General features: G+C 73.3%; 13 protein-coding genes. 6 read left to right on the top strand and 7 right to left on the bottom strand.

Features of this window, described 5'->3' with window-relative positions; all coding sequences use genetic code 11:
- Nucleotides 1-67 precede the first annotated feature (67 nt).
- Nucleotides 68-1888: a phosphoenolpyruvate carboxykinase (GTP) gene (locus tag ACZ4YY_RS21850; RefSeq protein ID WP_468292554.1), complete on the top strand. Its 1821-nt coding sequence runs from the start codon at nucleotides 68-70 to the stop codon at nucleotides 1886-1888.
- Between the two features lie 598 nt (nucleotides 1889-2486).
- Here ACZ4YY_RS21850 and ACZ4YY_RS21845 read toward each other — a convergent pair.
- Complete coding sequence (locus ACZ4YY_RS21845) at nucleotides 2487-2921, bottom strand: SCO4983 family protein (RefSeq protein WP_468292551.1); 435 nt, start codon at nucleotides 2919-2921, stop codon at nucleotides 2487-2489.
- A gap of 75 nt (nucleotides 2922-2996) precedes the next feature.
- On the bottom strand, nucleotides 2997-4208 hold the full coding sequence (locus ACZ4YY_RS21840) for a pyridoxal phosphate-dependent aminotransferase (protein ID WP_468292549.1): 1212 nt from the start codon (nucleotides 4206-4208) through the stop codon (nucleotides 2997-2999).
- A 125-nt stretch (nucleotides 4209-4333) separates the two neighbouring features.
- Here ACZ4YY_RS21840 and ACZ4YY_RS21835 point away from each other — a divergent pair, with 125 nt between their 5' ends.
- A complete protein-coding gene (locus ACZ4YY_RS21835; protein WP_468292546.1) occupies nucleotides 4334-4948 on the top strand; it encodes a hypothetical protein in 615 nt (204 codons plus the stop codon).
- Between the two features lie 242 nt (nucleotides 4949-5190).
- Complete coding sequence (locus ACZ4YY_RS21830; protein WP_468292543.1) at nucleotides 5191-6051, top strand: S1 family peptidase; 861 nt, start codon at nucleotides 5191-5193, stop codon at nucleotides 6049-6051.
- A gap of 3 nt (nucleotides 6052-6054) precedes the next feature.
- On the opposite strand, the gene ACZ4YY_RS21825 is transcribed toward ACZ4YY_RS21830, so the two are convergent.
- From ACZ4YY_RS21825 to ACZ4YY_RS21815, 3 genes are read right to left on the bottom strand one after another with little or no spacing between them, the layout of a single operon-like run.
- On the bottom strand, nucleotides 6055-7662 hold the full coding sequence (locus ACZ4YY_RS21825; protein ID WP_468292541.1) for an N-acyl-D-amino-acid deacylase family protein: 1608 nt from the start codon (nucleotides 7660-7662) through the stop codon (nucleotides 6055-6057).
- 9 nt (nucleotides 7663-7671) lie between these two features.
- Entirely contained in the window at nucleotides 7672-8961 is a 1290-nt protein-coding gene (locus ACZ4YY_RS21820) for an amino acid deaminase (protein ID WP_468292538.1), read from the bottom strand.
- A gap of 40 nt (nucleotides 8962-9001) precedes the next feature.
- Entirely contained in the window at nucleotides 9002-9172 is a 171-nt protein-coding gene (locus tag ACZ4YY_RS21815; RefSeq protein ID WP_468292536.1) for a hypothetical protein, read from the bottom strand.
- A gap of 167 nt (nucleotides 9173-9339) precedes the next feature.
- On the opposite strand from ACZ4YY_RS21815, the gene ACZ4YY_RS21810 reads away from it, so the two are divergent.
- Nucleotides 9340-9921 carry a hypothetical protein gene (locus ACZ4YY_RS21810; RefSeq protein ID WP_468292534.1) on the top strand — a complete coding sequence of 194 codons (582 nt, stop codon included), beginning with the start codon at nucleotides 9340-9342 and terminating at the stop codon, nucleotides 9919-9921.
- A 259-nt stretch (nucleotides 9922-10180) separates the two neighbouring features.
- Here the strand turns inward: ACZ4YY_RS21810 and ACZ4YY_RS21805 are convergent, their stop codons facing one another.
- Nucleotides 10181-10933 carry a TetR/AcrR family transcriptional regulator gene (locus ACZ4YY_RS21805; protein ID WP_468292531.1) on the bottom strand — a complete coding sequence of 251 codons (753 nt, stop codon included), beginning with the start codon at nucleotides 10931-10933 and terminating at the stop codon, nucleotides 10181-10183.
- A gap of 163 nt (nucleotides 10934-11096) precedes the next feature.
- On the opposite strand from ACZ4YY_RS21805, the gene ACZ4YY_RS21800 reads away from it, so the two are divergent.
- Nucleotides 11097-12626 carry an MFS transporter gene (locus ACZ4YY_RS21800; protein ID WP_468292529.1) on the top strand — a complete coding sequence of 510 codons (1530 nt, stop codon included), beginning with the start codon at nucleotides 11097-11099 and terminating at the stop codon, nucleotides 12624-12626.
- A 193-nt stretch (nucleotides 12627-12819) separates the two neighbouring features.
- Here the strand turns inward: ACZ4YY_RS21800 and ACZ4YY_RS21795 are convergent, their stop codons facing one another.
- Entirely contained in the window at nucleotides 12820-14229 is a 1410-nt protein-coding gene (locus ACZ4YY_RS21795) for a M14 family metallopeptidase (protein WP_468292526.1), read from the bottom strand.
- Nucleotides 14230-14615: 386 nt separating this feature from the next.
- Between ACZ4YY_RS21795 and ACZ4YY_RS21790 the strand changes: the two genes are divergently transcribed.
- Complete coding sequence (locus ACZ4YY_RS21790; protein WP_468292524.1) at nucleotides 14616-17915, top strand: LuxR C-terminal-related transcriptional regulator; 3300 nt, start codon at nucleotides 14616-14618, stop codon at nucleotides 17913-17915.
- The last annotated feature ends 36 nt before the right edge of the window (nucleotides 17916-17951 follow it).

Here is a 17951-nt window from a genome sequence, read left to right as displayed (position 1 = left end):
TGCGAAGCATCCGGGTCGCAGCCCCCACGGGGCAGACAAGAACAAAAACCCTCACCTAGGAGCGAACGTGGCGCGCGACATCGCGGCTCCCCCCGTCCCCACCCAGCACCGGGAACTGATCTCGTGGGTGAACGAGATCGCCGAACTGACCCAGCCGGACAACGTGGTCTGGTGTGACGGATCCGAGGCCGAGTACGAGCGGCTGTGCGAGGAACTGGTCGAGAAGGGCACCTTCCGCAAACTCGACCCGATCAAGCGCCCGAACTCCTACTACGCGGCCTCCGACCCGACCGATGTCGCCCGTGTCGAGGACCGCACCTTCATCTGCTCCGAGCGGGCGGAGGACGCCGGCCCGACCAACCACTGGAAGGCCCCCGCGGAGATGCGGGAGATCTTCTCCGGGGAGAAGGGCGTCTTCCGGGGCTCGATGCGTGGGCGCACCATGTACGTCGTGCCGTTCTGCATGGGCCCGCTCGGCTCGGACCTCTCCGCGATCGGCGTCGAGATCACCGACTCCGCCTACGTCGCCGTGTCCATGCGCACCATGACCCGCATGGGGCAGCCCGTCCTGGACGAGCTGGGCTCCGACGGCTTCTTCGTCAAGGCCGTCCACACCCTCGGCGCCCCGCTGGAGGAGGGCGAGGCCGACGTCCCGTGGCCGTGCAACTCCACCAAGTACATCTCGCACTTCCCCGAGAGTCGTGAGATCTGGTCCTACGGCTCCGGCTACGGCGGCAACGCCCTGCTCGGCAAGAAGTGCTACGCCCTGCGCATCGCCTCCGTCATGGCGCGCGACGAGGGCTGGCTGGCCGAGCACATGCTGATCCTCAAGCTCACCCCGCCGCAGGGCGAGTCCAAGTACGTCGCCGCCGCCTTCCCGAGCGCCTGCGGCAAGACCAACCTCGCCATGCTGGAGCCCACGATCTCCGGCTGGACGGTCGAGACGGTCGGCGACGACATCGCCTGGATGCGCTTCGGCGAGGACGGCCGGCTGTACGCCATCAACCCCGAGGCCGGCTTCTTCGGTGTCGCGCCCGGCACCGGTGAGCACACCAACGCCAACGCGATGAAGACGCTGTGGGGCAACTCGGTCTTCACGAACGTCGCCCTCACCGACGACAACGACATCTGGTGGGAGGGCATGACGGAGGAGGTCCCGGCCCACCTCACGGACTGGACGGGCAACGACTGGACGCCGTCCAGCGAGACCCCGGCCGCCCACCCCAACGCCCGCTTCACCGTCCCCGCCTCGCAGTGTCCGATCATCGCGCCCGAGTGGGAGGACCCCAAGGGCGTGCCGGTCTCCGCGATCCTCTTCGGCGGCCGCCGGGCCACCGCGGTGCCGCTGGTGACGGAGTCCTTCGACTGGAACCACGGCGTCTTCCTCGGCGCGAACGTCGCGAGCGAGAAGACGGCGGCGGCCGAGGGCAAGGTCGGCGAACTGCGCCGCGACCCGTTCGCCATGTTGCCGTTCTGCGGCTACAACATGGGCGACTACATGGGCCACTGGATCGACGTCGCCAAGGACAAGGACGCGTCCAAGCTGCCGAAGATCTACTACGTCAACTGGTTCCGCAAGAACGACGAGGGCGCGTTCGTCTGGCCCGGCTTCGGCGAGAACAGCCGCGTCCTGAAGTGGATCGTGGAGCGCCTGGAGGGCAGGGCCGAGGGCGTCGAGACCCCGATCGGCATCCTGCCGGCCAAGGGGGCCCTCGACACCGACGGCCTCGAACTGGCCGACTCCGACCTGGAGTTCCTGCTGACGGTCGACAAGGAGATCTGGCGCGAGGAGGCCTCCCTGATCCCCGAGCACCTCAACACCTTCGGCGACCACACGCCCAAGGAGCTGTGGGACGAGTACCGCGCACTGGTGCAGCGCCTGGGCTGATCCAGCCCCCCGGACGCCGCGGCCGGTTACCGAATGTGCCCTGACCAGCAACATCGTCACGGCCGGCCGCGGTGACAGCACCACAGACCGGCGAGGTTCCGTCCAACGACGTACGGAGCCCGGGCCCGCCCCCGCCCACCCGTCCGCCCCGACGGGCCCGCGGAGGCGGGCCTTCGCCCGTCATGCCCTCCGCGCCGGGCGGCGCCGATGACGGCGACGTCCCGGTGCCCGAGCGTCACGGACGCGGCCCACCGGTACCGGGCCGGCGGCCGGCACCCCGGTCGTTCCGCCGCGACGGCGTTCTCGCGATGTCCGCCCTCACGGCGTTCTCGCGACGGCGCTCCGCCGTCACGGCACGGTCGGGCCGGTCGAGGGCCGGCCAGAGGTCGTCCTCGGCCACGCGGCGGTTCTCGCGACGGCGCTCCGCCACCACGGCGTTCTCCCGCGGAGCGGCACGTCGCGCCCGCCCGCAGGTCGACTCCCCACCAGGGCGCGCGCCGGTTCGCCCGGCGCGGCCCCCGCACGTGCAGGGCGCCCGGTCCGCGCGTCGCTGCGGGTGCACGCGGACCGGGGCCGTTCGAGAGGACCCCGTGAGGGGTCAGTGGGCGGCGGTCAGTTCCTCGTTCGCCGGACCGGCGGCACCCGCGGCGTGCGCGTCCATGCGCTCCGCCGCGAGGATCGCCGCCGCCGTGTCCGCGCGGGACGCCGCGACGACGAGCGCGCGGCCCGCCAGGGCGTGCGCCCGCCCGTGCAGCGTCGCGAGGTGCGGCTCCGCCGGCTCGGTGGCCGGGATCACGCGGACCGGCGTCCGCCCTCCCCGCAACCGGGCGACCTGCTGCGCGAGCCGTTCGGCCGCGGTGTCCAGGTCGGCGGAGGGTGCCAGCGAGCGCAGCTCGTCGGTGACGGCGAGCAGGGCCGCGAGATGGCCCGCGAGCTGGATGTCCAGCTCCTCCTCGCGGGAACGGCGGGGGAACGTGGTGGGGGCGCCGGCCATCGTGCTGTGCACCGACTTGGTGCGGATGGGCTCGTACATGAGGATGGCCTCCTGTGCTCTGACAGGAAGCCATCCTAGCTTGGATTTCGTCTAAAGTTGAGTCGATCGCAGAATTCAGGGCTGTCCGTAGCCGTCCAGGAACCGCCCGATCCGGCCCATCGCGTCCCGCAGGTCCGTCACCGTGGGCAGGGTCACCACCCGGAAGTGGTCCGGTTCCGGCCAGTTGAAGCCCGTGCCCTGCACGACCATGATCTTCTCCCGCCGCAGCAGGTCCAGGACCATCCGCCGGTCGTCCTTGATCTTGAACACCGTGGGGTCCAGTCGCGGGAAGAGGTACAGCGCCCCCTTCGGCCGCACGCACGTCACACCCGGGATCTGCGTCAGCAGCTCGTACGCCGTGTCCATCTGCTCCTTGAGCCGCCCGCCGGGCAGCACCAGGTCGTTGATGGTCTGGCGGCCGCTCAGCGCGGCCACGACGCCGTGCTGGCCCGGCATGTTCGCGCACAGGCGCATGTTCGCCAGGATCGTCAGGCCCTCGATGTAGGAGTCGGCGTGGGCGCGCGGCCCCGAGATCGCCATCCAGCCGACGCGGTATCCGGCCACCCGGTACGCCTTCGACATGCCGTTGAAGGTGAGGGTGAGCAGGTCGGGGGCGATCGAGGCGCTGGGGGTGTGCCGGGCGCCGTCGTAGAGGATCTTGTCGTAGATCTCGTCCGAGCAGACCAGCAGGTTGTGGCGGCGGGCGATGTCGGTCAGACCCCGGATCATCGCCTCGTCGTACACCGCGCCCGTGGGATTGTTCGGGTTGATGATGACGATCGCCTTGGTGCGGTCGGTGACCTTGCGCTCGACGTCCGCGAGGTCCGGCATCCAGTCGGACTGCTCGTCGCAGCGGTAGTGGACGGCCGTGCCGCCGGAGAGGGAGACGGCCGCCGTCCACAGGGGGTAGTCCGGCGCCGGGACGAGGACCTCGTCGCCGTCGTCCAGCAGCGCCTGCATCGCCATCACGATCAGCTCGGAGACGCCGTTGCCGATGAAGACGTGCTCGACGTCGGTCTCGATGCCGAGGGTCTGGTTGTGCATGACGACCGCGCGACGGGCCGCCAGCAGGCCCTTGGCGTCGCCGTAGCCGTGTGCCGAGGAGACGTTGCGGAGGATGTCCTCCAGGATCTCCGGCGGGCAGTCGAAGCCGAACGCGGCCGGATTTCCGGTGTTCAGCTTGAGGATGCGGTGGCCTGCCGCTTCCAGGCGCATCGCCTCCTCGAGAACCGGGCCCCGGATCTCGTAACAGACGTTCGCGAGCTTGGTCGACTGGATCACCTGCATGTCAGGGAGCTTACGGCGCGGTAACGCTGAGCGGGGGGTGTTTTCCACCACGCGGGACGGGTGTTTTGCGGCGGTATCGCCGCTCGCTGTCCCCGGCGCCCCTCGGCTCTCTACAATCCGCCGCCATGTTCAGGCCAGGTGAGAGCGAGACTTCCCGGGTGCGGCCGAACGTGTACCACCCGTACACGGAGACCGACCCGTCGTCGTACGAGGAGTACGCCGATCCCGCGGCGGCCCACGGGTGGGAGAACGCCTACGACGAGACGCGGGAGCTGCCCCGGGTCCCCTCGCGCGGCCAGGGCGCGCCGGGGGGCCGCGCGGACCGGCGGCGGGCCGCGCGCCGGGGGCCCTCGCGGCTCGTCCTGGCCCTGGGGGCGACGGGCGTCGTGTCGGTGGCGGCCGTGGTCGCCGGGGTGGCGCTCTCCGGCGACGGGGGCGACGGCACGCCGGGCGTCACCCGCTCCGTGCCCGCCGCGCCGGTGGGGTCGCAGGGGGCTTCGCGGTCGGCGGGGCCGGCGTCCCCGTCGGCTCCCGGCGCGGCGGGGCGGGAGCCCGGCGCGTCCCCGACGGCGTCCGCGGCGCCGTCGTCCCCGGCCGGGGCCCCGACGGCGCCCGGGCCCACGCCCTCCTCCGGTTCCGCGGCGGTGACGGTCTCGCCCTCCTCCTCACCCGCTCCCTCCGTCTCCGGCAAGGGCAACGGCAAGGGCCGGGGGCAGCGGGGGCCCCGGGACGGCCAGTGAGCGGGGGCCGGCGCCGGCCTTCCCGTCCCGTACCGGCCTGTGGGCGAGGGCGGGTCGGCGCCGGTCCTCGCCGTCCGCACCGGGCCGTGAGCGAGGGTCGGCGCCGGCTCTCGGCGTCCGCATCGGGCCGTGGCTGAAAAGCGACCCTTGTTCTCTCCCCTCTACGCACTAACAATGCGCATGACAAATCAGCGGGCGGCCGGATGATCTCCGGTCGCCCTGTCGCAAGAGGGGACCCCCACATGAGAAAGCCTCTCGTCGCCGCGTTCTTCGCCCTGGCGATCGCCGGTGCGGGCGCGGCGCCCGCGGTCGCGGCGCCGGTGACCGCGGAGAAGGCCGACGCCAAGGCGACGGCCTCGCCCACCCTGCGGGCCGTCACCCTCGCCGGCACCGTGGCGCTCAGCAACTGTTCCGGCTCGGTCGTGCGCTTCCCGAACTCCCTGGACAGCGACCCCGCGCTGGTGCTCACCAACGGGCACTGCCTGGAGACCGGCTTCCCGGCGCCCGGTCAGGTCATCGTCAACCGGGCCTCCAGCCGCACCTTCGGCCTGCTCAACTCCGCCGGCACCCGGGTCGCGACCCTGCGGGCCAGCAAGATCGCCTACTCGACGATGACGGACACCGACGCGACGATCTACCAGCTCACCACCACGTACGCGACCATCCGGAACTCGTACGGCATCAACGCGCTCACCGTCCAGGACACCCACCCCACCGCCGGCACCGCGATCACCGTGGCCTCCGGTTACTGGAAGCGGCTGTACAGCTGCAGCATCGACGGGTTCGTGTACCGCATGAAGGAGGGCGACTGGACCTGGAAGGACTCGGTCCGCTACACCTCCGCCTGCAACACCATCGGCGGCACCTCGGGCTCGCCCGTCGTCGACCAGGCCACCGGCAAGGTCGTCGCCGTCAACAACACCGGCAACGAGGACGGCGAGTCCTGCACGGTGAACAACCCCTGCGAGGTCGACGCGAGCGGCAACGTCACCGTCCGCCAGGGCATCAACTACGCCCAGCAGACCTACCAGTTCCCCGCCTGCTTCACGACCCGCAACCAGCTGAACCTCAGCGCCGCCGGGTGCACCCTGCCCAAGCCCTGACGCCTACGGGGTCCTGCGCACCGCCCGCCCCGCCAGCACGTCCGTCCGCCGCCCGTCCTCGATCACGAACCGGCCGTCGATCAGGACGTACGGAATGCCGGTGGGCGGCGTCCGCGGGGCGCCGTGGGTGGAGCCCGCCGCGACCGTGCGCGGGTCGAACAGGACCAGGTCGGCGCGGTACCCCTCGCGGACCAGCCCGCGGTCCGGCAGGCGCAGCCGGGCCGCCGGGCGTCCCGTGAGGTGGGCGACGCACTCCTCCAGCGACAGCACCCCCAGCTCCCTTACGTACCGGCCGAGGTAGTGCGGGAAGGTGCCGTGGGCGCGGGGATGCGGTGCGGCGCCCTGGAGGATGCCGTCCGAGCCGCCGGTGTGGACGCGGTGGCGCATGATCGCGCGGACGTTCTCCTCATGGCCGACGTGCTGGAGGACCGTCGGCGCCAGACGGTCCGCGAGGAGCAGGTGGCGGGCCGTCGCCCAGGGCGTCTCGCCGCGTGCGCGCGCCGACTCCTCGACGGTACGGCCCACGAACGACGTCAGCGCCGGGTCGCCCACGCCCGAGACCTCGACCGTGTCCCACTCGACGGGCACGCCGTGACAGCCGTCCGAGCCGGTCACCTCCAGGTGGCGGCGGATGCGCTCGGCCGTCTCCTCGTCGGCGAGGCGGCGCAGCACCTGCGCCGGGCCGCCCTCGCCCGCCCAGCTCGGCAGCAGGGCGACCAGGGTGGTGCAGCCCGGGGTGTACGGGTAGGTGTCGAGCGTGATGTCGTCGCCGGCGGCGAGGGCGTCGTCCAGCAGGGCCAGCAGGTGCGGCGCCCGGCCCTCGTTCACCCCGAAGTTCATCGTCGCGTGCGCCAGGTGCAGCGGGCAGCCCGCCTCCCGGGCGAGCGCCACCATCTGCCCGTACGCCTCCAGCGCGCCGGCGCCGTAGGAGCGGTGGTGCGGGCAGTAGTAGCCGCCGTAGTGCGCCACCACGCGGCACAGTTCGGTGAGTTCGGCGTCGTCGGCGTACATGCCGGGCGGGTAGGTGAGCCCGGACGACATGCCGACGGCTCCCTGCCGCATGCCCTCCGCGACCAGTCGCCGCATCCGGTCCAGCTCCTCGGGCGTGGCCCTGCGCTCCTCCCAGCCGACGGTGAGCGCGCGGACGGTGCCCTGCGGGATCAGGTACGCGGCGTTGACCGCGATGCCCCGGTCGAGCCGGTCCAGGTACTCGCCGACCGAGCGCCAGTCGAAGTCGATGTCGTCGCCGGCGCCGTTCCAGCCGGCGATCGCCCGGCGGACCTCGCCCAGGGTGCGGTCGTCGACCGGCGCGTAGGACAGGCCGTCCTGCCCCAGCACCTCGAGCGTGACGCCCTGCGCGGCCTTGGCGCTGTGGTCGGGGTCGCGCAGCAGCGCCAGATCGCTGTGGGCGTGCATGTCGACGAACCCGGGGGAGAGGACCAGCCCCTCGGCGTCCAGCTCACGGCGGGCCCTCGGGCGCTGGCAGCCCGCCTGCGCGGCCTCCTGCACGACGGAGACGATCCGTCCGCCGTCGACCACCACGTCCGCCCGGTAGGACGGCCCGCCGGAGCCGTCCACGACGTCCGCGTCCCGGATGACGAGCTCGTCCACGAGGATCCCCTAGAAGAACGTGCGGACGTAGTCGACGACCGTGCCGTCCGCCTCCACCACCGGGATCAGCGGCCACTTGTCGAAGGACGTGCAGGGGTGGGAAAGGCCCAGGCCCACCCAGTCGCCCGCCTCCAGGTCCGCCTCGGGCCCGGTCCGCAGCCAGGCGTGCTGGTCGGACAGGGCGGTGACCGAGACACCGGTCGCGGGGCGTTCCGTGCCGCCGCGGCGGATCACCTGGGCGAGGGGCAGGTCGAGGTCGTGGGCCGCGTCGCGCTTGCCCGCGTTGACGAAGGCCTGGTCGGGAGAAGGGCGGGACACCACCTGGGTCCACAGGCGGAACGCCGGCTCCAGCGTGCCCTCCTGCGGGACCCGGTTGAAGGGGGTCAGCCGGCGGTAGTGGCCGTCGTCGTGCGAGACGTACGCGCCCGAGCGCAGCAGCTTCAGCACCGGAAGGGAGAGTTCGGGGATGCCGGCGAAGACGTCGGCGACCGTGTCGAACCAGGCGCTGCCGCCCGCGCTGACGACGATCTCCCCGACCCCCGTGAACCGGCCCGCCGCGTCGAAGGCGACGGCCAGGCCGACCAGCCGCCGCAGCCAGTCCCGCACCCGCTCCGGTGTCGCCCGCGGCACCTCGCCCTCGTAGCCCGCCACCCCCACGAGCCGCAGGGTCGCGGCGGCCGCCACCGCGTCGGCGACCGCCGCGCACTCCCCCTCGGTGCGCACCCCGGTCCGGGCGCCCTCGCCGGCGGCCAGTTCGACCACCACGTCCAGCGGGCGCGCGGCGCCGCGCAGCGCCGCGTCCATCAGCTCCACCCCGCGCACCGAGTCGACGTAACAGACCAGGTGGAAGTCCGCGTCGGCGGCCAGCTCGGCGGCGATCCAGCGCAGGGCCGCCACGTCGACCAGTTCGTTGGCGAGGAAGACCCGCCGGATCCCGAACGCCCGCGCCACCCGCACCTGGTGCGGCATCGCCAGCGTGATGCCCCAGGCGCCGTGCTCGATCTGCCGGTGGAAGAGCTGCGGGGCCATGGAGGTCTTGCCGTGCGGGGCGAAGGCCAGGCCGTGCCGGGCCGCGTACGTCTCCATCAGCGCCAGGTTGTGCTCCAGACGCTCGGCGGAGAGCGCCAGGACGGGGGTCGTGAAGCCGCCGGTGAAGAGGTTGCGGCGCTGGGCGGCCAGCTCGCCGACGGTGAGGCCGTCGGCGTCCGGCGGGAGGCCCTTGAAGCGGTGGTCGACGCGCTCCCCGGCGAGGCGGGCCAACGCCTCCGTGCCGTTGACGGTGGTGGCTTCCCGGGCCATACGAGCCTCCTGATACCGAGCGTTGCAACACCTGCAACACTCATTGCGTATGTCGCTCATCGCTGTCCAGCATCTCGGCCGAACGGCGCCGCACGACGGAGAAGACCGCGCTCACCCCCGCGATCCACACCACCCCGCCCGCGTCGTTCTCCCCCGGCGTCAGGAAGGGCGACATCCTCCAGGTCGCCGGCCAGGTCGGCTTCCTGCCCACCGGGCTCCTCGTCGAGATCGACGCGCTCGCCGTCCTCGGCCGACGTCCCCTCACCCTCCGCGGGCCGGTCGCGGCCGCCGTGCCGGGTCTCCCTCGTGTAGGCGTTCTGATAACGAAGTTGGGGGCTGGCTGTGTCCGGCACAGGATCGTCGACCATACTGCCCGCTGTGGAGCAGCGCATAGGTTCGAGCAGCCAGCCCCTGGAAGGCGCCGGGTTCGACCCGGCATTCATCCCCGGGCTCACCTCGCCCGTGACCGCGGAGCCGGAGGACGCCAAGGCGAAGGACGCGAAGGCGAAGGACGCCGAGGCGGAGGCGGAGGAGGCGGAGGGCCTCGGGGAGGACACCGCGTCCGAGGCCGAACCGGCCGCCGCCGACGAGGAGTCGGCGGCGTCGGACGCGTCGGAGGAGGCGGAGGTGAGCCCCGACGGCCCGGTCTTCGAGGCCGCCGACCGCCGGGCGCGGATCGTCGCCGACGCCCGCGGTGTCCGGCTCCGCCTCGACGAGGAGGAGTGCGAGTTCCGCTGGGACGAGATCGGCGCGGTCGAGACGGAGACCCCGCGCTTCGGCAAGCGGTTCACCGTCACCGTCCACACCCCCGACCGCCGCTGGTACCCCATCGAGATCGAGGCGGCGTCCAGGGCCCGGTTCCAGGAGTGGGACGAGCGGTTGGACGCGGTACTGGACGCCTACTTCGAGGAAGAGGCGGACGGGGCGGAAGAGGCGGACGGGGCGGAGGAGACCGAGTAGGTCACGGAGCCGTCCCGCCGTCCGGGGCTGTCCCGCCGTCCGAAGACGTCTCTCCGCTCGGGGCTGTCCCGCCGTCCGGGGCCGTCCCGCGGTCCGGGGCTGTCCCGCCGCTCGGGGCTGTCCCGCCGTCCGGGGCCGTCCCACGGTCCGAGGCCGTCCCGCCGTCCGGGGCCGTCTCGCCGCTCGGGGCCGTCCCGTCGCCTGAGGGCGGGGGGCGGCCCTTTCGTCGTCGCCTGCCCGGGGCGGTCGTCGCCTCCCCTCACCCCTTCAGCCGCAGGGCCAGGCCGTCGAGGACGACCTCCAGGCCGTAGGCGAACTTCGCGTCGCGCAGGGCCACCGGGTCGGTGGTGGCGGGCGCGGTGTCGGCGTAGGCGGCGGTGAGGTGGTCGTGGCCGGCGGCGGCCAGCCGGGCCGCCGGCATCAGGCGGGCGATGAAGTCCGCTTCGCTCCGGCCCGAGCGCTGCACGGTGATGAGCCAGGCGCCCTCGGTGGTGCTCATGCCGATGACGTAGGACAGGACCGTGTCGATGGCGCCGTTGGCGTTGTCGAAGCCGGCGCCCGCGAACAGGGCGGCCAGGCGCTCCGAGTAGGACATGAGGTTGGGGCCGAGGTAGGCGAGGCCGGCCTGGCCGAGGACCGAGGACAGCCACGGGTGGCGCAGGGCGGTGGCCCGGAAGGAACCCGCGGCCTCGGTGACCGCGGCCCGCCAGTCGGGGCTGTCGGCGGGCGGTACGTGGATCTCGGCGGCGACCTCGTCCACGGCCAGTTCCATCAGCTCGTCCTTGGTCGCGACGTGCCGGTAGAGGGAGGTCGCGCCGGCGTTGAGACGGGCGCCGAGCTTGCGCATGCTCAGCGCCTCGATGCCGTCGGCGTCCAGCATCGCGATCGCCTCCCGCACGATCGCCTCCCGGCTCAGCGCCGGCTGGTCGGGCTCGCGCCGCTGCCGCGCCCACACGGACGGGATCGGGTTCTCCTGCCGCTCGTTCTGCTTCCGGTTCGTCCTCGAACTCATCGCTGTTGCTCCTTCGGGCGGGTGGGGCGACCCTGCTGCGTACGTTGTTCGCATCCAGCGTACAGCTTTCGGATGTTGCGAACACTGTTCCGGCATGCGTACAGTGTTCTCACCGAAGGAACGGCGTACGCACCGTCGCCGCCTGGGAGTGAAGGGGACAACCATGGAAGCCCGCAATCCACGCCGCTGGTGGATCCTGATCGTGCTCTGCCTGAGCACGCTGGTACTGGTCGTCGACAGCATGGCGCTCACGGTGGCGGTGCCCGCGATGACCGAGGACCTCGGCGCGAGCGCCCAGGACACCCAGTGGATCCTTGACTCCTACATCCTGGTCTTCGCCGGCCTGCTGCTGACCTCCGGCAGCCTCGGCGACCGCTTCGGCCGCCGCAGGGTGATGCTGATCGGCCTGCTGCTCTTCGGAGCCGCCTCGCTCGCCGCCGGCTTCTGCGCCGACCCGGCCGAGGTGATCGCCGTCCGCGTCGCGATGGGCGTCGGCGGAGCGCTGATCATGCCCTCCACGCTGTCCATCCTCATCACCGTCTTCGACGCGGACGAACGCGGCAAGGCCATGGCCGCCTGGGGTTCGGTGTCCATGCTCGGCCTGGTCGGCAGTCCCGTCCTGGGCGGTGTCCTGATCGACCACTTCTCCTGGCAGTCGATCTTCCTGATCAACGTCCCCGTCGTCGCCCTCGCCCTGCTCGCCGGCGTGCTGCTCATGCCCGAGTCCAAGGCCCCCTACCAGAAGCCCGACCCGCTGGGCGCGATCCTGTCCGCCACCGGTATGACCGCCCTGGTCTGGTGGATCATCGAGCTCCCCCAGCACGGCGCGTTCGAGGGCCGGTCCGCGATCAGCCTCGCCGTCGCCGTCGTCAGCCTGGTCGGCTTCGTCGTCTGGGAGAACGTCACCGCCTCCCCGATGGTCCCCCTGGCGCTGTTCAGGAAGCGCAACTTCAGCGGCGGTTCGATCTCCCTCGCCCTGGTCCAGATCGGCAACGGCGGCCTGCTCCTCGTCCTGACCCAGTACCTCCAGTTCGTCCTCGGCTACTCCGCCGTCGAGGCCGGCCTGGCCTTCCTGCCGCTGGCGATCGCCGCGCTCATCGGCAACGGCGGCGGCGTCAAACTCGCCACCGCGATCGGCAACCGCTTCGTCGTCCTCGTCGGGATGCTGCTGATGGTGGCCTCCTTCGGCCTGCTGACCACCGTCACCGCCACCGGCGGCTTCACCCTCCCCGCCGTCGCCCTCGGCCTGCTCGGACTGGGCGCCGGTCTCGCGATGCCGGCCGCCGTCGCCGCCCTGATGGGCACCATCCCCGAGGACAAGGCCGGCGTCGGCTCCGCCCTCAACGACACCATCCAGCAGGCCGGCACCGCCCTCGGCATCGCGATCCTCGGCTCCCTGCTCACCGCCAACTACGCAGCCGAGATGCCCGCCGACGCCCCCGAGGCGGCCCGTCGGTCCATCGCCGGCGCCCTGGCGGTGGCGGGCGAGGACGGGGATCTGGCCGAGGCCGCCCGCGAGGCCTTCACCGCCTCCATGTCCGTCACCTTCACCGTCAGCGCCCTCGGCGTCCTCGCCGCCGCCCTCCTCGCCACCCTGGTCATGCGCGACCCGAAGCCCCGGACCGAGACCGAGACCGAGGCCGCCCGGGCGGACCGGCGGGAGGAACAGGACGAGAAGGAACTGGTCGCCTGAGCGGCGGCCACTGACCCCCGCACTCCTTCGGCCGAAGGCCGGTGCCCGCACAGGGCACCGGCCTTCGCCGTGTCGATCCGCGGTTTCGCCGTGACGCCGTGACGCCGTGACGCCGTGACGCCGTGGGGCCGTCGGGCCGTGACGTCGGGGTCCGGGCGTCGAGGTCCGGGGCGGCGTGGTGCGGTGGCGGTGCCTAGCCGCAGTACTGGCTCTGCTTGCCGATCGACCGGTACATGCAGTCCGCGTTCTCGAGCAACTGCAGGACCGCGTCACGGTTGCGCGCGGTCTCCCGCTCGATGACCTCGTCGGGCGGGTAGAAGCCGCCCCCGCCCGCGGACCCCGGGTACATCTCGAAGGTGTACGCGAAGATCTTGTGCGAACCCCAGAGGTAGTCGTCGATCGATCCGTCGGTGATGTACAGGTCGCTCGCCTGCTCGGGCGTGTACCCGTTGCTCGCGGCCATCGACCGGCCGACCGTGGCGAAGGCGTTGCGGTCGTCCGCCGTCATCCCGGTCGTCGTGTCGGCGCTGGTGTACCCGAAGGGCCACAGCACGAGCTCGCTGTAGGTGTGGAAGTCGATGCCGGCCTTGATCTGCTGGACACCGCCGACGACCCGGCTGCGCACGAAGTTCGCGACGACCTTCACCTCGGGCGCCGACTCGGCCGCCGCACCCCGGTAGGTCTCGGAGGACGGCGAGGTCGAGGAGCCGCCGCAGCAGCCCCACCGGTAGGCCCAGTTGCGGTTGGGGTCCGTACCGACGTACGAGGAGCCGGAGTTGGGCTGGCGGTTCTTGCGCCACGAGCGGTAGGAGCCGCTGGCGATGTCGTACTCGCCGCCGTCCGGGTTGATGTCCGGGACGATCCAGATCTCGCGGCTGTTCACCATGGCGGTGATGCGGGAGTCGGTGCCGTAACCGGCGCCCAGCTCGCGGATCAGGTAGAGGGCCATCTCCACGGTGAGGTGCTCACGGGCGTGCTGGTGGTGGGTGAACAGCACCTCGGGCTCGGCCTCGTCGGTGGCGACGTTGTCGCTGATCTTGATGGCGACGATGTCCCGGCCCTGGTACGACTTGCCGATCACCCGCTTGCTGATGATGCCCGGGTAGGCCGCCACGCGCTGATCGATCTCCGCCGTCATCTCGGCGTAGTTGTGGTACCGCGAGTCCGCGGACGGGAAGTCGAACAGTCGCACCTCGTCCTCGGCCGTGCGGTCCGGGGCGCTGCCCACCGGCGCGACCTCGTAGCCCTGCGCGCGCAGCTTGCCGACCTGGTCCGCGCGGCCGGAGACGACGACGGTCTCCTCGTCGGCCTCGTCCACGCTCACCCCGGACGCCGCGATCGCGGTGCGCATCTGCGGGGTGCTGTGGTGGACGTGGATCTCGTACTGGCGGATGTCGTCCGCCGAGGGCGCCGCCTTCCGGGCGCCGCCTGCCGCCGCGTCGGGCGCCGTGGCCGAGAGGGGTGCGGCGAGGGCCAGGGCCATGAGGGCGGCGAGGGCCGCCGTCCGCCGTCCGCTGCGGGCGCCCGAGCGGCCCGAGCCGGGGGAGTCGGGACCGGGTGCGCCGGGGCCGCGGGTGCCTGAACCGCGTATGCGGAGTCGCATGAACTCTCCTCGGTTCTCCAGAAGTCCGGGGTCGCCGGACGTGTGGGGGAGTGGAGCGGGGGGTGGTTCCTCGTGCGATGTGCGTGCGGGTGCGGGTGCGGGTGTGTGCGGGTGCTCGTGCGGGGTGCCGCTCATCGTCGGCTGATGTCATGGCCAGGTCAAGGGTGAACAAAGCGCCGAACTGGCTGAATCTGTACGGAGGTCCGCGCAGTGTACGGATGCCGGTCCCCCTCGGCGCGAACCTCGGCAAAGTGCACCCGCGGGTGTGAGGCGCGCGTGCATATATGTACGGGCCGGGGAAGGCTGGGGGTCCGCGTAACAAGACACTCCCAGAGGACCGGCTGATCATGGGCGGATCAGCGCCACGTCGGGACTGCCACCTGCCGGTGGAGACGACCAGTTTCGTCGACCGGCGCGGCGAACTGGCCGAGGGGCGCGAGCTGTTGGCCAGGGCCCGGCTGGTCACCCTGACCGGCCCCGGCGGCGTCGGCAAGACCCGGCTGGCCGGCCGGATCGCGGACCGGGTCGCCCGCGCCTTCCCGGACGGCGTCCGCTTCGTCCACCTCTCCGGTCTGCGCGACCCGGCCCTCGTCCCGCTCGCCGTCGCCGACGCGCTCGGCCTGCGCGACCACTCCGGCCGCCCCGCGCTGGACGCCCTCGTGGACCGCTTACGGGACCGTCGGCTCCTCCTCGTCGTCGACAACTGCGAGCACCTGCTGCCGTCCTGCGCCGCCCTCGCCGCCGCCCTGCTGCGCGGCACCACCGGCGTGCGGGTCCTCGCCACCAGCCGCCAACGGCTCGGCCTCACCGAGGAACACCTCATGGACGTACGGCCGTTGCCCGTCCCCGACCCGGACGGAGACCTCTCCGCCGCCGACGGCTACCCGGCCCTCGCCCTCTTCGCCGACCGGGCCGCCGCCGTCGTCCCCGGCTTCCGCCTCACCGCCGCGAACCGGACGTCCGTCGCCCGCCTGTGCCGCCGCCTCGACGGCCTGCCCCTCGCCATCGAACTGGCCGCCGTCCGCATGCGCGTCCTCGACGTCGACCAGCTCCTGCGCCGTCTCGACGACCGCTACCGTCTCCTGACCACCGGCAGCGCCACGGTCGCGCCCCGCCACCAGACCCTGCGCGCCGCGATCGACTGGAGCCACGAACTGTGCGGCCCCGCCGAACAGCGGGTGTGGGCCCGGCTGTCGGTCCTGCCCGGCGGCTTCGACCTGGACACGGCGGAGGCCGTGTGCGGCGACGGCGACCCGCGGGAGACGGACCGCGCCGACACGTGCGGGGACGTCCTGGAAGCCGTGGCCGGTCTCGTCGACAAGTCCGTCCTCTCGCGCGAGACCGACTCCGCCGACGGCGTCCGCTACCGCCTCCTGGACACCCTGCGCGACTACGGCCTGGAACGCCTGCGGGAACTGCCCGGAGAGGAGCACACCGCCCGCACCCGTCTGCGCGACTGGATGCAACACCGTGCCGCAGCCTGTGAACGCGCCTGGTTCGGACCGGGCCAGCCCGAGATCGCCGCCCTGCTCCGCGCCGACCAGGACAGCCTGCGCGCCGCCCTCGACTTCAGCCTCACCACCCCGGGCGAGGCCCGCGCCGGACTGCGCCTGGCCGGCACCCTGTGGTTCCACTGGCACGCGTGCGGCGCCCCCCGCGAGGGCCGCTACTGGCTCGACCGCGCCCTCGACGCCAACCCCGAGCCCACCCCCGAACGCGCCCGCGCCCTGTGGATCGCCGGTCTGCTCGCCGGCTGCCCCGAGGACCTCACCCGCGGCCGCCGCCGCGCCGAACAGGCCCGCGACCTCGCCCGCAGCCTCGGCGACGCGGCGGAGGCGGCACACGCCGAGTACGTCGTCGGCGTCATCCGCCTCTTCAGCGACGACCTCACCGGCGCCCTGGACCACTTCCGGGCCGGCGTCGCCCGCGGCCGGGTCCCCGGCCAGCACCTCAGCCTCGTCGGCCTCGACCGCGTCGAACTCGCCTGCGCGCTCAGCTTCCTGGGCCGCGCCGACGAGGCCGTCGCCGTCTGCGAGGAGACCCGCAGGCTGTGCGCCGACCACGGCGAACAGTGGGTGCTGTCGTACGTGGAGCGAATGCTCGCCCTCGCCCACACCGTGCAGGGCGACTGGCGGCGGGCGGAGCGGCACGGCCGGGAGGCGCTGCGCCTCAAGCTCGCGGTGCACGACGTCCTCGGCATGGCCCTGACCCTCGACCTGCTCGCCCGGATCGCCGCCGGGCGAGGCGCCCACGAACGCGCGGCCGTCCTGCTCGGCGGGGCCGACCGCGCCTGGGCGGACGTCGACAGCGGCCGCTGGGGCTCGGCGACCCTCGCGGCCACCCGCCACGGCAGCGAGGACCGCGCCCGCCGGGCCCTGGGCCGCCCCGCCTACCGCCGCGCTTACGAACGCGGCGCCGCCCTCGCCCTCGCGGACCTGGTCCACCTCGCCCTCAACGAACGGTGCCCGGCCCGGACACCCGCCCTCCCCGGCCCCACCGCCCCGGCCGAAAGGCCGGACAGGGCCGCTCCGACGGACCGGATCGGGACGACGGACCGGGCGCGGACGACGGTCAGGGCGGGCGCGGCGGACGGGGCGGGCTCGGCCGGGCCGGCGCGCCGTGCGCACTCGGCGGGCCGTGCCGGTGTGACGGACGGCGGCGACACGACGGACAGGTCCGGCGCCACGGGGACGACGGCCTCGAGGGACAGGTCCGGCGCGGAGGGCCGGAGCGCTACGACGGACGAGCCCGGCGCGACGGACAGGCACGGCGGGACGGGCCGCCGCGGTACGACGGACGAGCCCGCCGGGACGGACCGCCGTGGCACGACGGACAGGGCCGGCGCGGCCGACCGGCCCGACGCGACCCCCACCCCTGGTGCGACCCCCACCCCTGGTGCGACCCCCACCCCTGGTGCGACCCACGACCCCGACGCGGCCGACAGGCTCGGTGTGACCCACCTGCCCGGTACGACCGACCGGCCCGACGCGACCGACCGCCCTGGTGCGACCCCCACCCCTGGTGCGACCCACGACCCCGACGCGGTCGACAGGCTCGGTGTGACCGACCGGCCCGGTACGGCCGACCTGCCCGGTACGGCCGACCTGCCCGGTACGGCCGACCGGCCCGACGCGGCCGACCACGCGGACCGTGCCGACGGTTCGGCCCGTACCCGCCCACCGCGCCCCCGCGCCCCCCTCCCCTCAGCGGCGCCGGCACCTCACGCCTCCGCCCCGCACCCGGCGCCGTCCTCCGCGCTGTCGCTCGCCACGCCGTCCCCCTCCGCACCCTCCCCGCCCGCGCGCCCCACCCCGCCGCCCCGCGTGCCCCCTCTCGCCGTGCCCCCTCTCGCCGTGCCCCCTCTCGCCGTGCCTCGTCCCACCGGACCGCACCCCGCGACGCCGCGCCCCGCCCTGCCGCACCCCGCCGTGCCGCGCTCCTCCCTCCGGCCCTCCGCCGGCCCGCCGCGCGGCCCGGTCGTCTCCACGCCGGCGGACGGCGTCCGGCTCACCCGCCGGGAGGCGCAGGTCGCCGAACTCGTCGCCGAGGGGCTCGCCAACCAGCAGATCGCCGACCGCCTGGTGATCGCCCGCCGCACGGCCGAGGGGCACGTGGAACGCATCCTCAGCAAGCTCGGCTTCAGCAACCGCAGTCAGATCGCCGCCTGGGTGGCGGCCCAGCGGTGACACCGACCCGACCGACCCGACCCAGCACCCACCGCT

The organism is Streptomyces sp. NPDC030143 (assembly GCF_055573695.1).
The sequence above is the reverse complement of the archived record's forward strand: the minus strand, read 5'-3'. Positions and strand labels throughout refer to the sequence as shown.

Excerpts from the sequence above, each read along its gene's own strand:
- ACZ4YY_RS21845 (WP_468292551.1), bottom strand. The coding sequence starts at position 2,921 with ATGTACGAGCCCATCCGCACCAAGTCGGTGCACAGCACGATGGCCGGC.
- ACZ4YY_RS21840 (WP_468292549.1), bottom strand. The coding sequence starts at position 4,208 with ATGCAGGTGATCCAGTCGACCAAGCTCGCGAACGTCTGTTACGAGATC.
- ACZ4YY_RS21835 (WP_468292546.1), top strand. The coding sequence starts at position 4,334 with ATGTTCAGGCCAGGTGAGAGCGAGACTTCCCGGGTGCGGCCGAACGTG.
- ACZ4YY_RS21830 (WP_468292543.1), top strand. The coding sequence starts at position 5,191 with ATGAGAAAGCCTCTCGTCGCCGCGTTCTTCGCCCTGGCGATCGCCGGT.
- ACZ4YY_RS21820 (WP_468292538.1), bottom strand. The coding sequence starts at position 8,961 with ATGGCCCGGGAAGCCACCACCGTCAACGGCACGGAGGCGTTGGCCCGC.
- ACZ4YY_RS21805 (WP_468292531.1), bottom strand. The coding sequence starts at position 10,933 with ATGAGTTCGAGGACGAACCGGAAGCAGAACGAGCGGCAGGAGAACCCG.
- ACZ4YY_RS21800 (WP_468292529.1), top strand. The coding sequence starts at position 11,097 with ATGGAAGCCCGCAATCCACGCCGCTGGTGGATCCTGATCGTGCTCTGC.
- ACZ4YY_RS21795 (WP_468292526.1), bottom strand. The coding sequence starts at position 14,229 with ATGCGACTCCGCATACGCGGTTCAGGCACCCGCGGCCCCGGCGCACCC.